Origin of the sequence: Streptomyces sp. NPDC088252 (assembly GCF_044740965.1) — a bacterium.
In the GTDB taxonomy this organism is placed as follows: domain Bacteria; phylum Actinomycetota; class Actinomycetes; order Streptomycetales; family Streptomycetaceae; genus Streptomyces.
The window spans coordinates 439,500-455,672 of record NZ_JBIURS010000001.1 but is presented as its reverse complement, the minus strand read 5'-3'; the positions used below and the strand labels follow the sequence as shown (position 1 = coordinate 455,672).

The following is a 16,173-nucleotide window of genomic DNA, read 5'->3' as shown; positions in this document are numbered from 1 at the left end:
CGTACGACCGGGCGTTCGCCCGGCTGTCAGACCCCTCCGGCATGCTGCATCCCATGGACACCACGGACTTCTGGAATCTGATCGACGCCGCCCGCGCCCGGGTCACCGACCCGGCGGACGCCGAGGCCGTCGTCGAGCGGGCCTGTGAACTGCTCGCCGCCCGGCCCGTGGAGGAGATCGTCGCCGCGCAGCAGCTGTTCTGGGACCTGATGGCCACTTCCTACCGGGCTCCGCTCTGGGCGGCGGCGTACACGATCAACGGGGGCTGTTCCGACGACGGCTTCGACTACTTCCGGGGCTGGCTGATCGCGCAGGGGCGTGAGGTGTTCGAGCGGGTCGTCGCCGATCCGGACGCGTTGGCCGAGCTGCCGGTGATCAGGGCCGCGGCGGCGGAGAGGGAGGAGGTGGAGTGCGAGTCGATGCTCGCGGTGGCCTGGGGGGCGCACCGGGCAGCGACCGGTGAGAACCTGCCCGGTGGCTCGTTCTCGATCGGATACCCCGCGCTGGACCCGGAGTGGGACTTCGACTTCGACGACGCGCAGCGCGTGGCGCTGCGGCTGCCGAAGCTGGCCGCGCTGTACGCGTGAGAGGCGGTGCCGAGCGGGGTCCGGACGGCGGCCGGACCCCGGGCGGCACCGTGGGCGGTCAGTCGAAGACCGGGCCCTGCGTGCGGGTCCGCTTGATCTCGTAGAAGCCGGGGATCGACGCCACCAGCAGCGTGCCGTCCCACAGCTTCGCCGCCTCCTCGCCCTTGGGGGCGGGGGTGACGACCGGGCCGAAGAAGGCGATCTGCTCGCCGTCCGCGCCCGGGACGGCGATGACCGGGGTGCCGACGTCCTGGCCGACCTTGTCGATGCCCTCCTTGTGGGAGGCGCGCAGCTCGGCGTCGTACACGTCCGAGTCCGCGAAGTCCGCCAGCTCGGCCGGCAAGCCGACGTCCTGAAGCGCGCCCACGATCGCCTCGCGGGTGGGGCCCTCGCCCCGGTTGTGGAAGCGGGTGCCGAGCGCGGTGTAGAGCGGGCCGACGATCTCGTCGCCATGCTTCTGCTGGGCGGCGACGACGACGCGGACCGGGCCCCACCCCTTCTCCAGCAGCTCGCGGTACTCCTCGGGCAGCTCGTCGAGCCTGTCCTCGTTGAGGACGGACAAGCTCATCACGTGCCAGCGGACCTCGACGTCACGGACCTTCTCCACCTCCAGCATCCAGCGGGAGGTCATCCACGCCCAGGGGCAGAGCGGGTCGAACCAGAAATCGGCAGGGGTCTTGCCGGTCGCCGTGCTGTTCTCAGACATGTCTCTCCTCATGAGGGCGTTCGCGCCTGTCGGCGAGAACGCCTCCGGGCGCACCGGCCATTCCCGAATGCCGGGCCGAGCGGCGACATGGGAGGATCAAACCATTCGAACGTGACACAAAGGAGTGTGCCGTGCCCGGTGAGAACCTGTCCCGCGACGAGGCCCGTGTACGGGCCGAGCTGCTGAGCGTCGACGGCTACGAGGTCGCTCTCGATCTGCGTTCCGCCGTCGGCGGGCCCGACGGGGACGGCGACGGGACCTCCTCGGGCCCGCGGACCTTCCGCTCGGTGACCACGATCCGGTTCCGCACGGCGCGGGCGGGGGCGTCGACCTTCGCGGATCTGGTGGCGCCGGGCGTGAACGCGGTGACGCTGAACGGGCAGCCGCTCGACCCGGCCGTCGTCTTCGACGGGACGCGGGTGGCACTGGAGGAGCTGCCGGAGGGCGAGAACGTTCTCGTGGTCGACGCGCAGTGCGCGTACAGCCGGACCGGCGAGGGCATGCACCGGTTCGTCGACCCGGAGGACGGCGAGGTCTACCTCTACACGCAGTACGAGCCGGCCGACTCGCGGCGGGTCTTCGCGAACTTCGAGCAGCCCGACCTGAAGGCTCCGTTCCGCTTCGAGGTGACGGCGCCCGAGGGCTGGACGGTCTGGAGCAACGGGGCCGAGGAGTCCCGGGACGGCGAGGTGCGGCGGTTCGCCGAGACGAAGCCGATCTCGACGTACATCACGGCGATCGTGGCCGGTCCGTACCACTACGTCACCGACTCCTACAGCCGTACGTTCGACGACGGCACGAAGCTGGAGATCCCGCTCGGCGCGCTGTGCCGCAAGGGGCTCGCCCGGCACTTCGACGCGGACGACGTCTTCCTCGTCACCAAGCAGGGCCTGGACTTCTTCCACGACAACTTCGACTACCCGTACCCGTTCGGGAAGTACGACCAGGCGTTCGTGCCCGAGTACAACCTCGGCGCGATGGAGAACCCGGGCTGTGTCACGTTCCGCGAGGAGTACATCTTCCGCGGCAAGGTGACGCAGGCGTCGTACGAGAGCCGCGCCAACGTCATCCTGCACGAGATGGCGCACATGTGGTTCGGCGACCTCGTCACCATGCAGTGGTGGGACGACCTGTGGCTGAAGGAGTCGTTCGCCGACTTCATGGGCGTCTTCGCCATGGTCGAGTCGACCCGGTTCAAGGACGGCTGGATCACCTTCGCCAACAACCGCAAGTCCTGGGCGTACCGCGCCGACCAGCTGCCGTCCACGCACCCGATCACGGCCGACATCCGTGACCTGGAGGACGCCAAGCTCAACTTCGACGGCATCACCTACGCCAAGGGCGCCTCGGTGCTGAAGCAGCTGGTGGCGTACGTGGGGCGGGACGCGTTCCTGGAGGGCGCCCGGCGCTATTTCAAGAAGCACGCCTACGGCAATACGCAGCTGGGCGATCTGCTCTCCGTCCTGGCGGAGACGTCCGGGCGGGACATGACCGCCTGGTCGCGCTCGTGGCTGCAGACCGCGGGCGTCAACTCGCTGACGCCGGTGGCGACGTACGACTCGGCGGACCGGATCACGGAGCTGGCGGTCCTCCAGGAGGCGGCCGACTCCCATCCGGAGCTGCGGCCGCACCGGGTCGCGGTCGGACTGTACCGGCGCGCCGCCGATGGCGACCTGGTGCGGTACGCGCGCGCCGAGGTGGACGTGGCGGGGCCGCGCACGGTGGTCACGGAGCTGGCCGGTGCCGAGCGGCCGGAGCTGATCCTGGTCAACGACGACGACCTCACGTACTGCAAGGTCCGCTTCGACGAGGTGTCGCTGGCCACGCTGCGGGCGCACCTCGGTGACATGACCGACCCGCTGGCGCGGGCGCTGTGCTGGTCCGCGCTGTGGAACCTGACCCGGGACGGGCTGATGCCGGCCCGCGACTTCGTCTCCCTCGTGCTGGCCTTCTCCGGTCGGGAGTCCGACATCGGTGTGCTGCAGATGCTGCACACCTGGACCCGTACCGCACTCACGCACTACGCGGCGCCGGGGTGGCGCGAGGAGGGTGGCCGGGCGCTGGCCGAGGCCGCGTTGCGGGAGCTGCGGATCGCCGAGCCCGGCAGCGAGCACCAGCTGGCGTGGGCGCGGTTCTTCGCGTCGGTGGCCGACTCGGACACGGACTTCCAGCTGCTGTCCGGGCTGCTCGACGGCTCGGCACGGATCGACGGCCTCGACATCGACCAGGAGCTGCGCTGGGCACTCCTGTCGCCGCTGGCCGCGCACGGTGTGGCCGACGAGTCGGCGATCGACGCCGAACTGGCCCGCGACGACACGGCGTCCGGGAAGCGGCACCAGGTCCGGTGCCTGGCCTCGCGGCCGTCGGAGGCGGTCAAGGCGCAGGCGTGGGCGGGCGTCGTGGAGTCGGACGCGCTGTCCAACGCGCTGGTGGAGGCGACGATCACGGGCTTCGCGCAGCCGTCGCAGCGAGAGCTGCTCGCGCCGTACACGGACAAGTACTTCGCCGCGATCGAGCGGGTGTGGGCCGAGCGGTCGATCCAGATCGGCGTGATCGTGGTCAAGGGTCTGTTCCCGGCGCTCCAGGACGATCCGTCGACGCTCGCGGCGACGGACGCGTGGCTGACCGCGCACGAGGACGCGGCGCCAGCGCTGCGGAGGCTGGTGCTGGAGGCCCGGGACGATCTGGCCCGGGCCCTGCGGGCGCAGGAGTGCGACGCGGCGGCGGCCATGGGCGCCGCGGTCTGACGGATACTCCCCGGCCGGATGCTCCCCGGCCTCGCCCCCGCCCCGGACGGGCTCGATCCTCACACCGTCCGGGCCGGGGCCTCGCGGGGCGCCCGGCCGGGCCTGCCGTACCGGCGCTCCGTCGGGCGAGACGGCGGGCGACCGCCGGCGGGCGACCGCCGGCGGGACGAGCTTTTTCGGTTGTCGAACGTGCGTACTTTAGGTCGGCGTTGTCCTGAATTGTCGACGGGCGTGTAACAGGGGTTAGCGGCGGGGTCGTGTGCGGGATACCCCGGAGCATGACCCAGAACTCCCCGCTCTCCCCCTGTCACCTCCCCGTCGCCGGTGACGCCCGTCAACATGTGCTGTCCGCCGCCCAGTTGAGGGCGCACGGCGTGTCCGCGGCGGAGGCCGCCGCCCAGTGCAGGGCCGGCGGGCCGTGGCAGCAGCCGCTGCCCGGTGTGTATGTCCTGCACCCGGGGCCGCCCACCGCCGAGGAACGACTGCGTTCCGCCCTGCTGTATGCCGGTCGGCCATCGGCGTCGGGCCGTCGGGACCTGCCCGCGCAGCCGGGGCCGGGCACGGAGTCCGGGTACGGCGAGGCCATGATCACCGGGCTTGCCGCGCTCGCCCTGCACGGGTTCGCACTCACGCCACCGCCCGCCCCGTCGGCCCGGATCGATGTGCTGGTGCCGCGCACCCGGCGACTGCGGTCGGTCCGGTACGTCCATCTCGTACGGGCCGCCGAGCCGCCCCTGCCCGAGCAGGTGGAGGGTCTGCCCGTGGCGCCGGCGGAGCGGGCGCTCGTGGACGCGGTGGCGGGGCTGGGGGACACCCCGGGCGTACGCCGTCTGCTCACCGAGGCGGTCCGCGGCGGGCATTGCGAGCCGGCCGCCGTCGTGCGCGAGCTGAGCCGGGCCGGGCTGCTCGCCCTCCCCCAGGTGGTGAACGCCGTCGACTCGCTGCTCGCCGAGGGCCGGGCGCTGGCGGAGAGCCGGCTGTACGACATGGTGCGGTCGCACGGCCTGTCGGAGCCGCTGTGGAACGTGGATCTGCGACTGCCCGGCGGCCCGCATCTCGGCGGGGTGGACGCCTACTGGCCCGAGCAGGCGGTCGCCGTGGTGCTCGACACCAGGGCGCCCCGGCACAGCAGGCTCGACCACGACCTGCGTCAGGAGGAGCACGACGCGCAGTGGTCCTCGTACGTCGCGGAGCGGGAGCACCTGGAGCGGCTCGGCGTCACCGTCGTCCACCTCTCGCCGACGAAGCTGCGGGACGCGCGGGAGGAGCAGGCGGTCGTGGTGCGTACGGCGCTGATGGCGGCGGCCACTCGCGAGCCGGCCGCGTACGTGATGATCCTGCCCCGCTGAACTCGCCTCAGGGACCACTTATCTCCCGCTTTGTTCCTGATGGCACATCAGCCGCACTGGCGGAAGCCCGCCATGTCCACATCTCGCCCCCTACAACTCTCCACAAACCCCTGTCATTTACGAAAGGGTGAGCGGTCATCCGGTACCGATTTCCGGACTCTCTCTTTCACTTCAGGGATGCAGATGACCACCGAGTCCCCCAGTTCCATACCCGGGGCGAGACGCGCGGCCCGAGTCGCGGCTGCCGCCGGCCTGGTGGCCGCGCTGGCCGCCACCGGCGCCGCCCCGGTCTTCGCCGCCGACGACCCCGCCCCCGCTCCCGTCAAGTCCGCCGCCAAGGACACCACGGCCGACAAGCTCGGCACGGCCGACGCCGATCTCCTGGCCAAGGCCAAGGCCGAGGGCGAGAAGAACATCACCATGATGGTCGCCACCGCTCCCGGTGAGACCGCGCAGGTCGCCAAGCAGCTGGACGCCGTCAAGGGGTCCGTGCTGGGACGTGCGTACGACAAGCTCGGCTACGTACGGGCCACCGTGCCCACCGCGTCCGCCGAGGCGACCATCAAGGCGGCCTCCAAGCTGTCGTCCGTCCACGGCATCGATCTCAAGCAGGAGATCAAGCTGGACGACCCGACGCCCGCGGCCGACCGCGCGGCCGGGACCACGGCGAAGACGAAGTCCACCGGCTCCTACCCGGCGCCGGGCGCGAAGACCCCGGCGAAGAACCCGTACAACCCGTCCTTCGAGACGGGTGCGGTCGACTTCGTCCAGCAGCACCCGAAGGCCGACGGGCGGGGGGTGACCATCGGCATCCTCGACTCGGGTGTCGACCTCGGCCACCCGGCGCTGCAGAAGACCACCACGGGCGAGCGCAAGATCGTCGACTGGGTGACCGCCACCGACCCGGTCAGCGACGGCGACGGCACCTGGCTGCGGATGACGGACGCCGTGTCCGGCCCGACGTTCACCTACCAGGGCCGCACCTACAAGGCGCCCGAGGGTTCGTACAAGATCAAGCTGTTCGCCGAGGCCGCCACCAAGGGCGGCGACATGAAGGGCGACCTGAACCGCGACGGTGACACCACCGACGTCTGGGCCGTGCTCTACGACCCGGTCACCGGCACCGTGCGCGTCGACCTGGACAACGACGGCGACTTCACCGACGAGACCGCCATGAAGCCGTACAAGGAGAAGCACCAGGTCTCCTACTTCGGCGAGGACGACCCGCGGACGGATGTCGTCGAGCGCATCCCGTTCACCGTGGAGACGCGCAAGAACGTCGTCTACAACGCGGCCGGCGACACGTCCGACTACGTGAACATCGGCGTCATCGAGAGCGAGCACGGCACCCACGTCGCGGGCATCACCTCCGCGAACGGCCTGTTCGGCGGCAAGATGAACGGTGCCGCGCCGGGTGCGAAGATCGTCTCCTCGCGTGCCTGCACCTGGTCGGGCGGCTGCACCAACATCGCGCTCACCGAGGGCATGATCGACCTCGTCGTGAACCGCGGTGTCGATGTCGTCAACATGTCGATCGGTGGCCTGCCGCCGCTCAACGACGGCAACAACGCCCGCGCCGAGCTCTACAAGCGGCTCATCGACATCTACGGCGTCCAGCTGGTCATCTCGGCCGGAAACGACGGCCCGGGTGTCAACACGATCGGTGACCCCGGCCTCGCCGACCACGTCATCTCCGTCGGCGCGTCGATCTCCAAGGAGACGTGGGCCGCCAACTACGGCTCGAACGTCACCAAGAAGTACGACATGATGCCGTTCTCCTCGCGCGGCCCGCGTGAGGACGGCGGCTTCACGCCGACCCTGTCGGCCCCGGGTGCCGCGATCAACACCACCCAGACCTGGCTGCCCGGCAGCCCGGTCAAGGAGTCGGGTTACACCCTGCCGGCCGGTTACTCCATGCTGCAGGGCACCTCGATGGCCTCGCCGCAGGCCGCCGGTGCGACCGCGCTGCTGCTGTCCGCAGCGAAGCAGAAGCACATCGAGCTGCCCCCCGCCGATCTGCGCACCGCACTGACCAGCACCGCCACCCACATCAAGGACGTGCCCGCGCACGCCCAGGGCTCCGGTCTGATCAACATCGTCGGCGCCTGGAAGCAGATCGAGAAGCAGGGCGCCCCGGCGCACGAGTACTCGGTGAAGGCTCCGGTCGACACCGCGATCGACTTCGCGCTCAAGACCCCTGGCTTCGGCACCGGTCTGTACGACCGCGAGGGCGGTCTGAAGGTCGGCCAGAAGAAGTCGTACGACGTCACGATCACCCGCACCACGGGACCGGACAGGGCCGTCAAGCACCAGCTGTCGTGGAAGAACAACGACGGCACCTTCAAGCTGGCCGGTCCGGGCACGGTCTCCCTGCCGCTGGGCAAGCCGGTCACCGTCAAGGTCGAGGCGAAGCCGGGCAGCGCGGGCGTGCACAGCGCGATCCTGAAGGTGGACGACAGCAAGACCGTCGGTGTGGACCAGCAGATCCTCACCACGGTGATCGTCTCCAAGGAGCTCGCGAAGCCCGCCTACGCGTTCAAGGCGTCCGGCTCGGTGCAGCGCAACAGCACCACGTCGTACTTCGTGACCGTTCCGGAGGGCGCCAAGACCCTTGAGGTCTCCCTCGGCGCGCTGCGCTCGGGCAGCCAGACCCGCTTCATCTCCATCCACCCGTACGGGGTGCAGATGGAGGACAGCGGAACGCCGTTCTGCTACCCGAACTACGACAACCCGAACAACACCTGCCGCCCCGACGTGCGCTCCTACAAGGACCCGCAGCCGGGCGTCTGGGAGATCGAGGTCGAGGCACGGCGTACGTCGCCGCTGCTGGACAACCCGTACAAGCTGGATGTCTCGCTGCTCGGCGCGACCTTCGACCCGGCGGTGCAGACCATCGCCGAGGCGAAGATCGGCACGCCCGCCCCGGTGAGCTGGAAGGCCACCAACAACGCGGGCGACCTGGAGGGCACCCTCAAGGGCGGCTCGCTGGGCTCGGCCAAGGTCGCCAAGCCGTCGATCAAGACGGGCGACGAGCAGGAGTTCGAGGTCACCATCGGTGAGGGCGTCGAGAAGCTGGACGTCGCCATCGGCGGTACGTCGGACGCCAACGCGGACCTGGACCTGTACGTCTTCAAGGGCAACACCCAGGTCGGCAAGTCCACCACGGCCGGCTCCGAGGAGTCGGTCAGCCTGGTGAAGCCCGCCGCCGGTACGTACACCGTCGTGATCGACGGCTACGACGTCCCGGCCGGGACCACCACGTACGACTACCGCGACGTGTATTACGCGCCGTCGCTCGGCACGATCAAGGTCGACGAGTCGAAGGCCGTGAACCTGGCCAACGGCGCCTCCGCCCAGATCGGCGCCGAGGTCTCGGTCGCCGGTGCGGCCCCCGAGGGCCGGCAGTTCTTCGGCGAGGTCCACCTGGTGAACAGCCACGGGACCGCGGCGGGCACCGGCAGCGTCGTGATCGAGAAGGTCACGCCGTAGCGGAGCCCGTGATCGCCGCGGTGACCGCGGTCACCGTGTGATCCGTACGACAGTGGGGCGGGTGCTCAGTGGAGCGCCCGCCCCACTGCTCTGTCCGCCCGGCCGCGCGGGGGGTGTCCGCAGCGCGGACAATGGATTGGACAAGGAAGCCGTGGACATACGCATCATGGAGCGGCAACCGTGCCAGTTCGTACGTTCGAAGGAGTCCCTGTGAAGGTCGGAATCGTCGGCGCCACCGGTCAGGTCGGCACAGTCATGCGCAGGATCCTGGCCGAGCGGAAGTTCCCGGCCGACGAACTGCGGCTGTTCGCCTCCGCGCGCTCCGCGGGCTCCACGATCGAATGGCAGGGCCGGGAGATCACCGTCGAGGACGCCTCGACGGCCGATTACACCGGGCTGGACATCGTGCTGTTCTCGGCCGGTGGCGCGACCTCGAAGGCGCTCGCCGAGAAGGTCGCCTCGCAGGGCGCCGTCGTGATCGACAACTCCTCCGCCTGGCGCAAGGACCCCGAGGTCCCGCTGGTCGTCTCCGAAGTCAACGCGAACGCGATCGCGAACCGCCCCAAGGGCATCATCGCCAACCCGAACTGCACCACGATGGCCGCCATGCCCGTGCTGCGTCCGCTGCACGACGAGGCCGGTCTCCAGGCGCTGACCGTCGCCACCTACCAGGCGGTGTCCGGCTCCGGTCTGGCCGGTGTCGCCGAGCTGCACGGCCAGGCGTCCAAGGTCGTCGCCGAGGCTGACAGGCTCACCCATGACGGCGAGGCCGTCGACTTCCCCGAGCCGGGCGTCTACAAGCGTCCGATCGCCTTCAACGTGCTGCCGCTGGCCGGCTCGATCGTCGACGACGGCTCCTTCGAGACGGACGAGGAGCAGAAGCTCCGCAACGAGTCCCGCAAGATCCTGGAGATCCCGGAGCTCAAGGTGTCCGGCACATGTGTCCGAGTGCCGGTCTTCACCGGCCACTCGCTCCAGGTCAACGCCCGTTTCGCCCGTCCGGTCAGCGTCGAGCGCGCCTACGAGCTGCTGAAGGACGCGCCGGGCGTCGAGGTCTCCGAGATCCCCACCCCGCTGCAGGCGGCCGGCAAGGACGCCTCGTTCGTCGGCCGGATCCGGGTCGACGAGACCGTGGAGAACGGTCTCGCGCTCTTCGTCTCCAACGACAACCTGCGCAAGGGCGCGGCGCTGAACGCGGTGCAGATCGCGGAGCTGGTGGCGGCCGAGCTGAACGGCTGACCCGTTCAGCCCCTCCGGCGGCCGAGGAGCGGGGCCCGGGGCCGCCGAGCCCCGGCGCCGCTCGGAGGCCGGCCGACAGCCTTTCAGGGGCGGCGGACCTCGAAGTGCAGGCAGCCGTACTCCACGGCCCTGACGTGCACCAGCGCCACCTCCGGATCGGCGAAGGCCTCGTCGAAGGCCGCGTCGTACCCCCGCTCCTCGTCGGCCGGGATCTCCAGCAGCCGGCCGCCGACGATGTGGCCTTCCGCGTTGTAGCGCCGGACGGTGCGCAGCGCTCCCGCCCGGGAGAACGGGTATCCGGTCCGGTCGGCCGCGGGCCCCGCGCACTCCTCGGCGTGGATGAAGACCGGCCCCTGCTCGTCGTAGGCCCCCGGCCTCGCCCACGTCTCGGACGCCCAGCGGCGCAGCGGCGCGTACGAGACGAGGGCGATCCGCTCCCCCGCCTCGCTCCCACGCAGGCAGCAGCGCAGCGGGTGCCCGCTGTCGGTGGCGGTGTACGGAGCGCAGGGACGGCCCGCGTCGTCGGTGTCGCGGAGCTCCTTCAGCGTGTCCGGGCCGATCGGGCGTGCCTCATATGTGGTCATGCGTCCAGGCTGGCCCGCCGTGCAGGAACGGTCCGGCGGAAAACGGACATCGCGCTGCGCACAGGTCGCATGGAAGGATGACCGGAAACGTCACATACCAAGGAGATGACCGCGTGCCTGGCACCAATCTGACCCGCGAAGAGGCACAGGAGCGGGCGCGCCTGCTGACCGTGGACGCGTACGAGATCGATCTCGACCTCTCCGGAGCGCAGGAGGGCGGCACCTACCGGTCCGTCACCACCGTGCGCTTCGAATCCGCCGAAGCCGGTGCGGAGACCTTCATCGACCTGGTCGCCCCGGCCGTGCACGAGGTCGAGCTGAACGGCAGGGCGCTGGATGTCGCGGCCGTCTTCCGCGACTCGCGCATCACCCTCCCGCACCTGGCCGCGGGCTCCAACGAGCTGAAGGTCGTCGCCGACTGCTCGTACACCAACACGGGTGAGGGCCTGCACCGCTTCGTCGATCCGGTCGACCAGCAGGCGTACCTCTACACCCAGTTCGAGGTGCCGGACGCGCGCCGCGTGTTCGCGAGCTTCGAGCAGCCCGATCTGAAGGCGACGTTCCAGTTCACGGTGAAGGCGCCGCGGGGCTGGACGGTCATCTCGAACTCCCCGACGCCCGAGCCGCAGGACGACGTCTGGACCTTCGAGCCGACGCCGCGCATCTCGACGTACATCACGGCGCTGATCGTCGGCCCGTACCACTCGGTGCACAGCAGCTACGAGAAGGACGGCCAGTCCGTTCCGCTCGGCATCTACTGCCGCCCGTCGCTGGCCGAGTACCTCGACGCGGACGAGATCTTCGACGTCACGCGGCAGGGCTTCGACTGGTTCCAGGAGAAGTTCGACTACGACTACCCGTTCGCCAAATACGACCAGCTGTTCGTCCCGGAGTTCAACGCCGGCGCGATGGAGAACGCGGGCGCGGTCACCATCCGCGACCAGTACGTGTTCCGTTCGAAGGTGACGGACGCGGCGTACGAGCGGCGTGCGGAGACCATCCTGCACGAGCTGGCGCACATGTGGTTCGGCGACCTCGTCACCATGGAGTGGTGGAACGACCTGTGGCTGAACGAGTCGTTCGCCACGTACACCTCGGTCGCCTGCCAGGCGTACGCACAGGGCTCGAAGTGGCCGAACGCGTGGACGACGTTCGCCAACACCGAGAAGACCTGGGCCTACCGCCAGGACCAGCTGCCCTCCACGCACCCGATCATGGCCGACATCCGTGACCTGGACGACGTGCTGGTCAACTTCGACGGGATCACCTACGCCAAGGGCGCCTCGGTCCTGAAGCAGCTGGTGGCGTACGTCGGCATGGACGAGTTCTTCAAGGGCGTCCAGGCGTACTTCAAGGCGCACGCGTTCGGCAACACCCGGCTGTCCGATCTGCTGGGCGCGCTGGAGGAGACCTCCGGCCGCGACCTGAAGACCTGGTCGAAGGCGTGGCTGGAGACGGCGGGCATCAACATCCTGCGCCCGGAGGTCGAGACGGACGAGAACGGCCACGTCACGTCCTTCACCGTCCTCCAGGAGGCCCCGGCCCTCCCCGCCGGCGCGAAGGGCGAGCCGACGCTGCGGCCCCACCGCATCGCGATCGGCTGCTACGACCTCGACGCGAACGGCAAGCTGGTCCGTACGAACCGCATCGAGCTGGACGTCGACGGCGCGCGCACGACCGTGCCGTTCCCGGCCGGCACCGCCCGCCCCGCCGTGATCCTGCTCAACGACGACGACCTCTCGTACGCGAAGGTCCGCCTCGACGAGGAGTCGCTGCGTGTCGTCACCGAGCACCTCGGTGACTTCACCGAGTCCCTGCCGCGCGCCCTGTGCTGGGCCTCCGCCTGGGACATGACCCGCGACGGCGAACTGGCGACCCGCGAGTACCTCGCCCTGGTGCTCTCCGGCATCGGCAAGGAGTCGGACATCGGCGTCGTCCAGTCGCTGCACCGCCAGGTGAAGCTGGCGCTGGACCTGTACGCGGCGCCGGAGTGGCGCGAGGCCGGGCTGACGCAGTGGACCGAGGCCACGCTCGCGCACCTGCGCGCGGCGGAGCCGGGCAGCGACCACCAGCTGGCCTGGGCCCGCGCCTTCGCGGCGACGGCCCGCACCCCGCAGCAGACGGACCTGCTGCAGTCGTTGCTCGACGGCAAGGAGACGGTCGAGGGCCTGGCCGTCGACACGGAGCTGCGCTGGGCGTTCGTGGAGCGGCTCGCCGCGGCCGGTCTCCTCGAAGAGGACGAGATCGCCGCCGAGTACGAGCGCGACAGGACGGCGGCGGGCGAGCGCCACGCGGCGACCGCCCGAGCGGCCCGTCCCACGGAGGAGGCGAAGGCGGAGGCGTGGGCCTCGGTCGTCGAGTCCGACAAGCTGCCGAACTCCCTCCAGGAGGCGGTCATCGCCGGCTTCGTCCAGACCGACCAGCGCGAGCTGCTGGCCCCGTACACGGAGAAGTTCTTCGCGGCGGTCAAGGGCGTCTGGGAGTCCCGCAGCCACGAGATGGCGCAGCAGATCGCCGTGGGCCTGTACCCGGCCCTCCAGGTCTCGCAGGCCACCCTGGACGCCACGGACGCCTGGCTGTCCTCGGCCGGGCCGACCGCGGCCCTGCGCCGCCTGATGTCCGAGTCGCGCGCGGGCGTGGAGCGTGCCCTGAAGGCCCAGGCGGCGGACGCGGCGGCGGCCTCGTAGGCCGGGGCTCCGGACTGCCGGGGCGGGTACGGTGCGCGGCCTGCGGGGCCGGGCACCGTACCCGCCCCTTTTTTCGTCCGTCGCCGCGTGCGCACGCATGGAATCCGCCCGTCGGGCGGGCACCGATGCGCAACCGTCCGACGGGCGGGGGCAGAAGGGGATGCGGGGAGGAGACGGGCACCGGGCCGTTACGCGCCCGACTCCTCGTAGCGCCGGGTCAGCTCGGCGGCGCCGGTCTCCGTCAGGCTTCCGTGCAGGCGCATCCGGGCGACTCCGCCGTCCGGGAAGGCGTCGAGGCGGACGTGGGTGACGATCGCCCGGGCACGCAGGGGGAAGCGGTGGAGGGTGTCGGGCTGGAGCCTGGTGCGGGGGATGATCTCGAACCACTCGCCGGTCTCGCCGTTGCGGCCCTGGAGGGCGATCCAGCCGGCCGCGTTGCCCTTGAGGTAGGCCGTGTCGATCTCGACCGCGCGGACCGCGCCCTGGGCGGGGAGGTGGAAACGGACCCAGTCGTTCGTGTCACGGACCCGGCGGCGACGGTTCTCCCAGCCGTCGTCCATCTTTCGGGAGGTGCCGGGCAGGATGATCTGGGTCGGCGAGGAGTAGAAGCGGTCGGAGGCGTCCTCGTAACTGCCGCCGTTCAGGACCGAGATCAGGTCGAACGTGCCGAGGGCGGCGAGCCAGGACGGGTCGGGGAGGACCTCGCCGTGGACGCGGAGGCGGGCGATGCCGCCGTCGGGGTGCTGGCAGAGGCGGACGTGGGTGCAGCGGCGCCCGCCGGTGATCTCGAAGCCGTTGGCGGCGTGGCCGCGTACCGGGGTCGGCGGGACGATCTCCTCCCACTTCACGTCGTCCGCGAGGAGTTCGGCGGGGCTCGGCGAACCCTCGACGGCCGTGGCCTGGATCGAGACGCGCTGCGGGTAGTTGCCGCGGAAGTGGGCGGTGTCGACGACGATGCCGCGGATGATGCCGGGGGCGCCGAGGCGGATCAGGGCCCAGTCGTGCTCCTCGGGGGCCGGGAACGGGTGGGCCGCGTCCGCCCCGCGTCGGCGACGGGTCTCCCAGCCGTCCATGATCTTGCCCTTGTGACCGAAGTGGTCGGGGTCGAAGACCGCGCGCTCCCGGACGAGAAGGTTCTCGCGCTCGGCGAAAAACTCGTCGTTGGCGGCGATCACGCCCGCGCCGAGCCGGCGGTCGGCGAGGTCGACGAGTTCGGTGAAGGGGAGGTCGGTGGCGCGGTAGTCGGCGTACGGGTCACCACCGCCGTACGGGGCCGCGTCGTTGGCGTGGGGGTTCTCCTGCTGGTTCTCGTTCTCGTTCTCGTTCTCGTTCTCGTTCTCGTTCTCGTTCTCGTTCTCGTTCTCGTCGAAGGTCATGGGCCCACTGTCGCGGCGAACAACCCATTAGGTCCATCGAAAGTTTTTGCATCATTTATTCAGCCGAGCTGAACGTTTTGGCTGTTTCGGTGAGCGCCGCCAGGACTCGGGCCACCGCCGGCCCCTGCTCGGCCCCCTGCCGTACGGCCGCCACCACATGGCGTCGCGGCTGATCGGCTTCGAGGGCGCGCATCACCACGCCACCCCGGCTGTGCCGTTCCGCCGACGCCATGCGCGGGATCAGGGCGACCCCCATGCCCGCCTCGACCATGGCCAGGATCGCCGTCCAGCCGGAGGCGCTGTGCGCCTGCTCGGGTACGAATCCGGCGGCCTCGCAGGCGGCCGTCGTGATCTGCGACCAGGGGCCGGAGCCGCCGTAGATCCAGGGGTCGCCGGACAGGTCCGCCAGCCGGAGGGCGGGGGCCGCGGCGAGGTGGTGATCCGCGGGCAGCGCCACGTCCAGCGGATCCGCCAGCAGGGGCAGCACGGCGAACCGGGGATCGCGGGCCGTCGGGGCGTGCGCGGCGAGGGACAGCGCGAGATCCACCTCACCGGCGACCAGGAGTTCGTACGCCTGTGCGGCCTCCGCCTCCCGCACCCGTACGTCCGGTCCCGGGCGTTCCTCGGCGCGCAGCCGCTGGATCGCGGGCACGACGAGGGCGGGTACCGCCGTGGAGAACGCCCCGATCCGCACCTCTCCGGCCTCGCCGCGCAGGTAGCCGGTCAGTTCCGCGTCGGCGCGCTCCAGCTGGGCGAAGACGGCTTCGGCGTGACGCAGCACGAGATGCGCGGCGTCGGTGAGACGGACCCGTCGGCCCTGCGCCTCCAGCAGCGGTACGCCGAGCTGTCCCGACAGGTTGGACAGCTGCTGCGAGACCGCGGACGGGGTCATCAGCAGGGCCTCGGCGGTCGCGGTGACCGTGCCCCGGTCACGCAGGGTGCGGAGGATGCGGAGCTTCTTGACGTCCCACTCGATCATGGCCGCAACCTACCCGGGCCCCGGGACGGGGCACCCGGGCCCGGACACGCCTGTGCGCCGCACGGTACGGGGTACCTGCGGCGCACGCGGTGCGGGCCCCGGTGCCGGGGGCGTGCCGCAGAGTGTGGCGCGAGCCCGGCCGGGATCTCCGGCTTCTCCCTGAGGGACTGCCCTCAGGCCTGCTTCTTGGACTTGTCGAAGATCATGACCAGGCCCGCGATGACCACGAACAGGGCGATCGGGGCCACGACGTACAGACCGATGGTCTCCATCGCGCTCAGGCCCGGACCGGGGTCGTCACCGGCGTCGCGGGTGAGCGCGAGCGCGGGGGACGACATGAGCAGCATCATCAGCGTCGTTCCGGCCGCGACGGCGCCGGCGCGCATAGCGTTCTTCTTGTCCACGGTGCAAACGTAGCGAACGCCGGGAA

General features: G+C 70.6%; 11 protein-coding genes. 6 read left to right on the top strand and 5 right to left on the bottom strand.

All coding sequences use genetic code 11. The features are described from left to right. Window positions 1-53 precede the first annotated feature (53 nt). Entirely contained in the window at window positions 54-587 is a 534-nt protein-coding gene (locus ACIOHC_RS01975; protein ID WP_351078328.1) for a DUF4240 domain-containing protein, read from the top strand. 58 nt (window positions 588-645) lie between these two features. On the opposite strand, the gene ACIOHC_RS01970 is transcribed toward ACIOHC_RS01975, so the two are convergent. Further along, window positions 646-1,293 (bottom strand): disulfide bond formation protein DsbA, encoded by a 648-nt coding sequence (locus tag ACIOHC_RS01970; RefSeq protein WP_351078326.1) that lies wholly within the window; start codon window positions 1,291-1,293, stop codon window positions 646-648. A gap of 131 nt (window positions 1,294-1,424) precedes the next feature. Here ACIOHC_RS01970 and pepN (ACIOHC_RS01965) point away from each other — a divergent pair, with 131 nt between their 5' ends. The 4 genes from pepN (ACIOHC_RS01965) to ACIOHC_RS01950 all read left to right on the top strand — a co-directional run bounded on the left by pepN (ACIOHC_RS01965) (window position 1,425) and on the right by ACIOHC_RS01950 (window position 10,117). Further along, window positions 1,425-4,040 carry an aminopeptidase N gene (gene pepN / locus ACIOHC_RS01965; protein WP_351078325.1) on the top strand — a complete coding sequence of 872 codons (2,616 nt, stop codon included), beginning with the start codon at window positions 1,425-1,427 and terminating at the stop codon, window positions 4,038-4,040. 278 nt (window positions 4,041-4,318) lie between these two features. After that, entirely contained in the window at window positions 4,319-5,389 is a 1,071-nt protein-coding gene (locus ACIOHC_RS01960; RefSeq protein WP_351078323.1) for a hypothetical protein, read from the top strand. Between the two features lie 177 nt (window positions 5,390-5,566). Continuing rightward, window positions 5,567-8,878 (top strand): S8 family serine peptidase, encoded by a 3,312-nt coding sequence (locus ACIOHC_RS01955; protein ID WP_401840956.1) that lies wholly within the window; start codon window positions 5,567-5,569, stop codon window positions 8,876-8,878. Window positions 8,879-9,088: 210 nt separating this feature from the next. After that, a complete protein-coding gene (locus ACIOHC_RS01950; RefSeq protein ID WP_351078318.1) occupies window positions 9,089-10,117 on the top strand; it encodes an aspartate-semialdehyde dehydrogenase in 1,029 nt (342 codons plus the stop codon). Between the two features lie 83 nt (window positions 10,118-10,200). Here the strand turns inward: ACIOHC_RS01950 and ACIOHC_RS01945 are convergent, their stop codons facing one another. Continuing rightward, window positions 10,201-10,701 carry a DUF1203 domain-containing protein gene (locus tag ACIOHC_RS01945; protein ID WP_351078316.1) on the bottom strand — a complete coding sequence of 167 codons (501 nt, stop codon included), beginning with the start codon at window positions 10,699-10,701 and terminating at the stop codon, window positions 10,201-10,203. 113 nt (window positions 10,702-10,814) lie between these two features. Here ACIOHC_RS01945 and pepN (ACIOHC_RS01940) point away from each other — a divergent pair, with 113 nt between their 5' ends. Further along, window positions 10,815-13,388, top strand: a complete 2,574-nt coding sequence (pepN, locus tag ACIOHC_RS01940) for an aminopeptidase N (protein ID WP_401840953.1) — start codon at window positions 10,815-10,817, stop codon at window positions 13,386-13,388. Window positions 13,389-13,576: 188 nt separating this feature from the next. On the opposite strand, the gene alc is transcribed toward pepN (ACIOHC_RS01940), so the two are convergent. The 3 genes from alc to ACIOHC_RS01925 all read right to left on the bottom strand — a co-directional run bounded on the left by alc (window position 13,577) and on the right by ACIOHC_RS01925 (window position 16,147). Further along, on the bottom strand, window positions 13,577-14,764 hold the full coding sequence (alc, locus tag ACIOHC_RS01935; RefSeq protein WP_401840951.1) for an allantoicase: 1,188 nt from the start codon (window positions 14,762-14,764) through the stop codon (window positions 13,577-13,579). Between the two features lie 55 nt (window positions 14,765-14,819). Next, window positions 14,820-15,743 (bottom strand): LysR family transcriptional regulator, encoded by a 924-nt coding sequence (locus tag ACIOHC_RS01930; protein WP_351078309.1) that lies wholly within the window; start codon window positions 15,741-15,743, stop codon window positions 14,820-14,822. Between the two features lie 173 nt (window positions 15,744-15,916). Beyond that, the gene (locus tag ACIOHC_RS01925; protein WP_351078307.1) at window positions 15,917-16,147 is read right to left on the bottom strand and encodes a hypothetical protein; all 231 of its coding nucleotides are present in this window, start codon (window positions 16,145-16,147) and stop codon (window positions 15,917-15,919) included. Between the last annotated feature and the right edge of the window lie 26 nt (window positions 16,148-16,173).

Excerpts from the sequence above, each read along its gene's own strand:
- ACIOHC_RS01975 (WP_351078328.1), top strand. The coding sequence starts at position 54 with ATGGACACCACGGACTTCTGGAATCTGATCGACGCCGCCCGCGCCCGG.
- ACIOHC_RS01955 (WP_401840956.1), top strand. The coding sequence starts at position 5,567 with ATGCAGATGACCACCGAGTCCCCCAGTTCCATACCCGGGGCGAGACGC.
- ACIOHC_RS01970 (WP_351078326.1), bottom strand. The coding sequence starts at position 1,293 with ATGTCTGAGAACAGCACGGCGACCGGCAAGACCCCTGCCGATTTCTGG.
- ACIOHC_RS01960 (WP_351078323.1), top strand. The coding sequence starts at position 4,319 with ATGACCCAGAACTCCCCGCTCTCCCCCTGTCACCTCCCCGTCGCCGGT.
- ACIOHC_RS01945 (WP_351078316.1), bottom strand. The coding sequence starts at position 10,701 with ATGACCACATATGAGGCACGCCCGATCGGCCCGGACACGCTGAAGGAG.
- ACIOHC_RS01930 (WP_351078309.1), bottom strand. The coding sequence starts at position 15,743 with ATGATCGAGTGGGACGTCAAGAAGCTCCGCATCCTCCGCACCCTGCGT.
- alc (WP_401840951.1), bottom strand. The coding sequence starts at position 14,764 with ATGACCTTCGACGAGAACGAGAACGAGAACGAGAACGAGAACGAGAAC.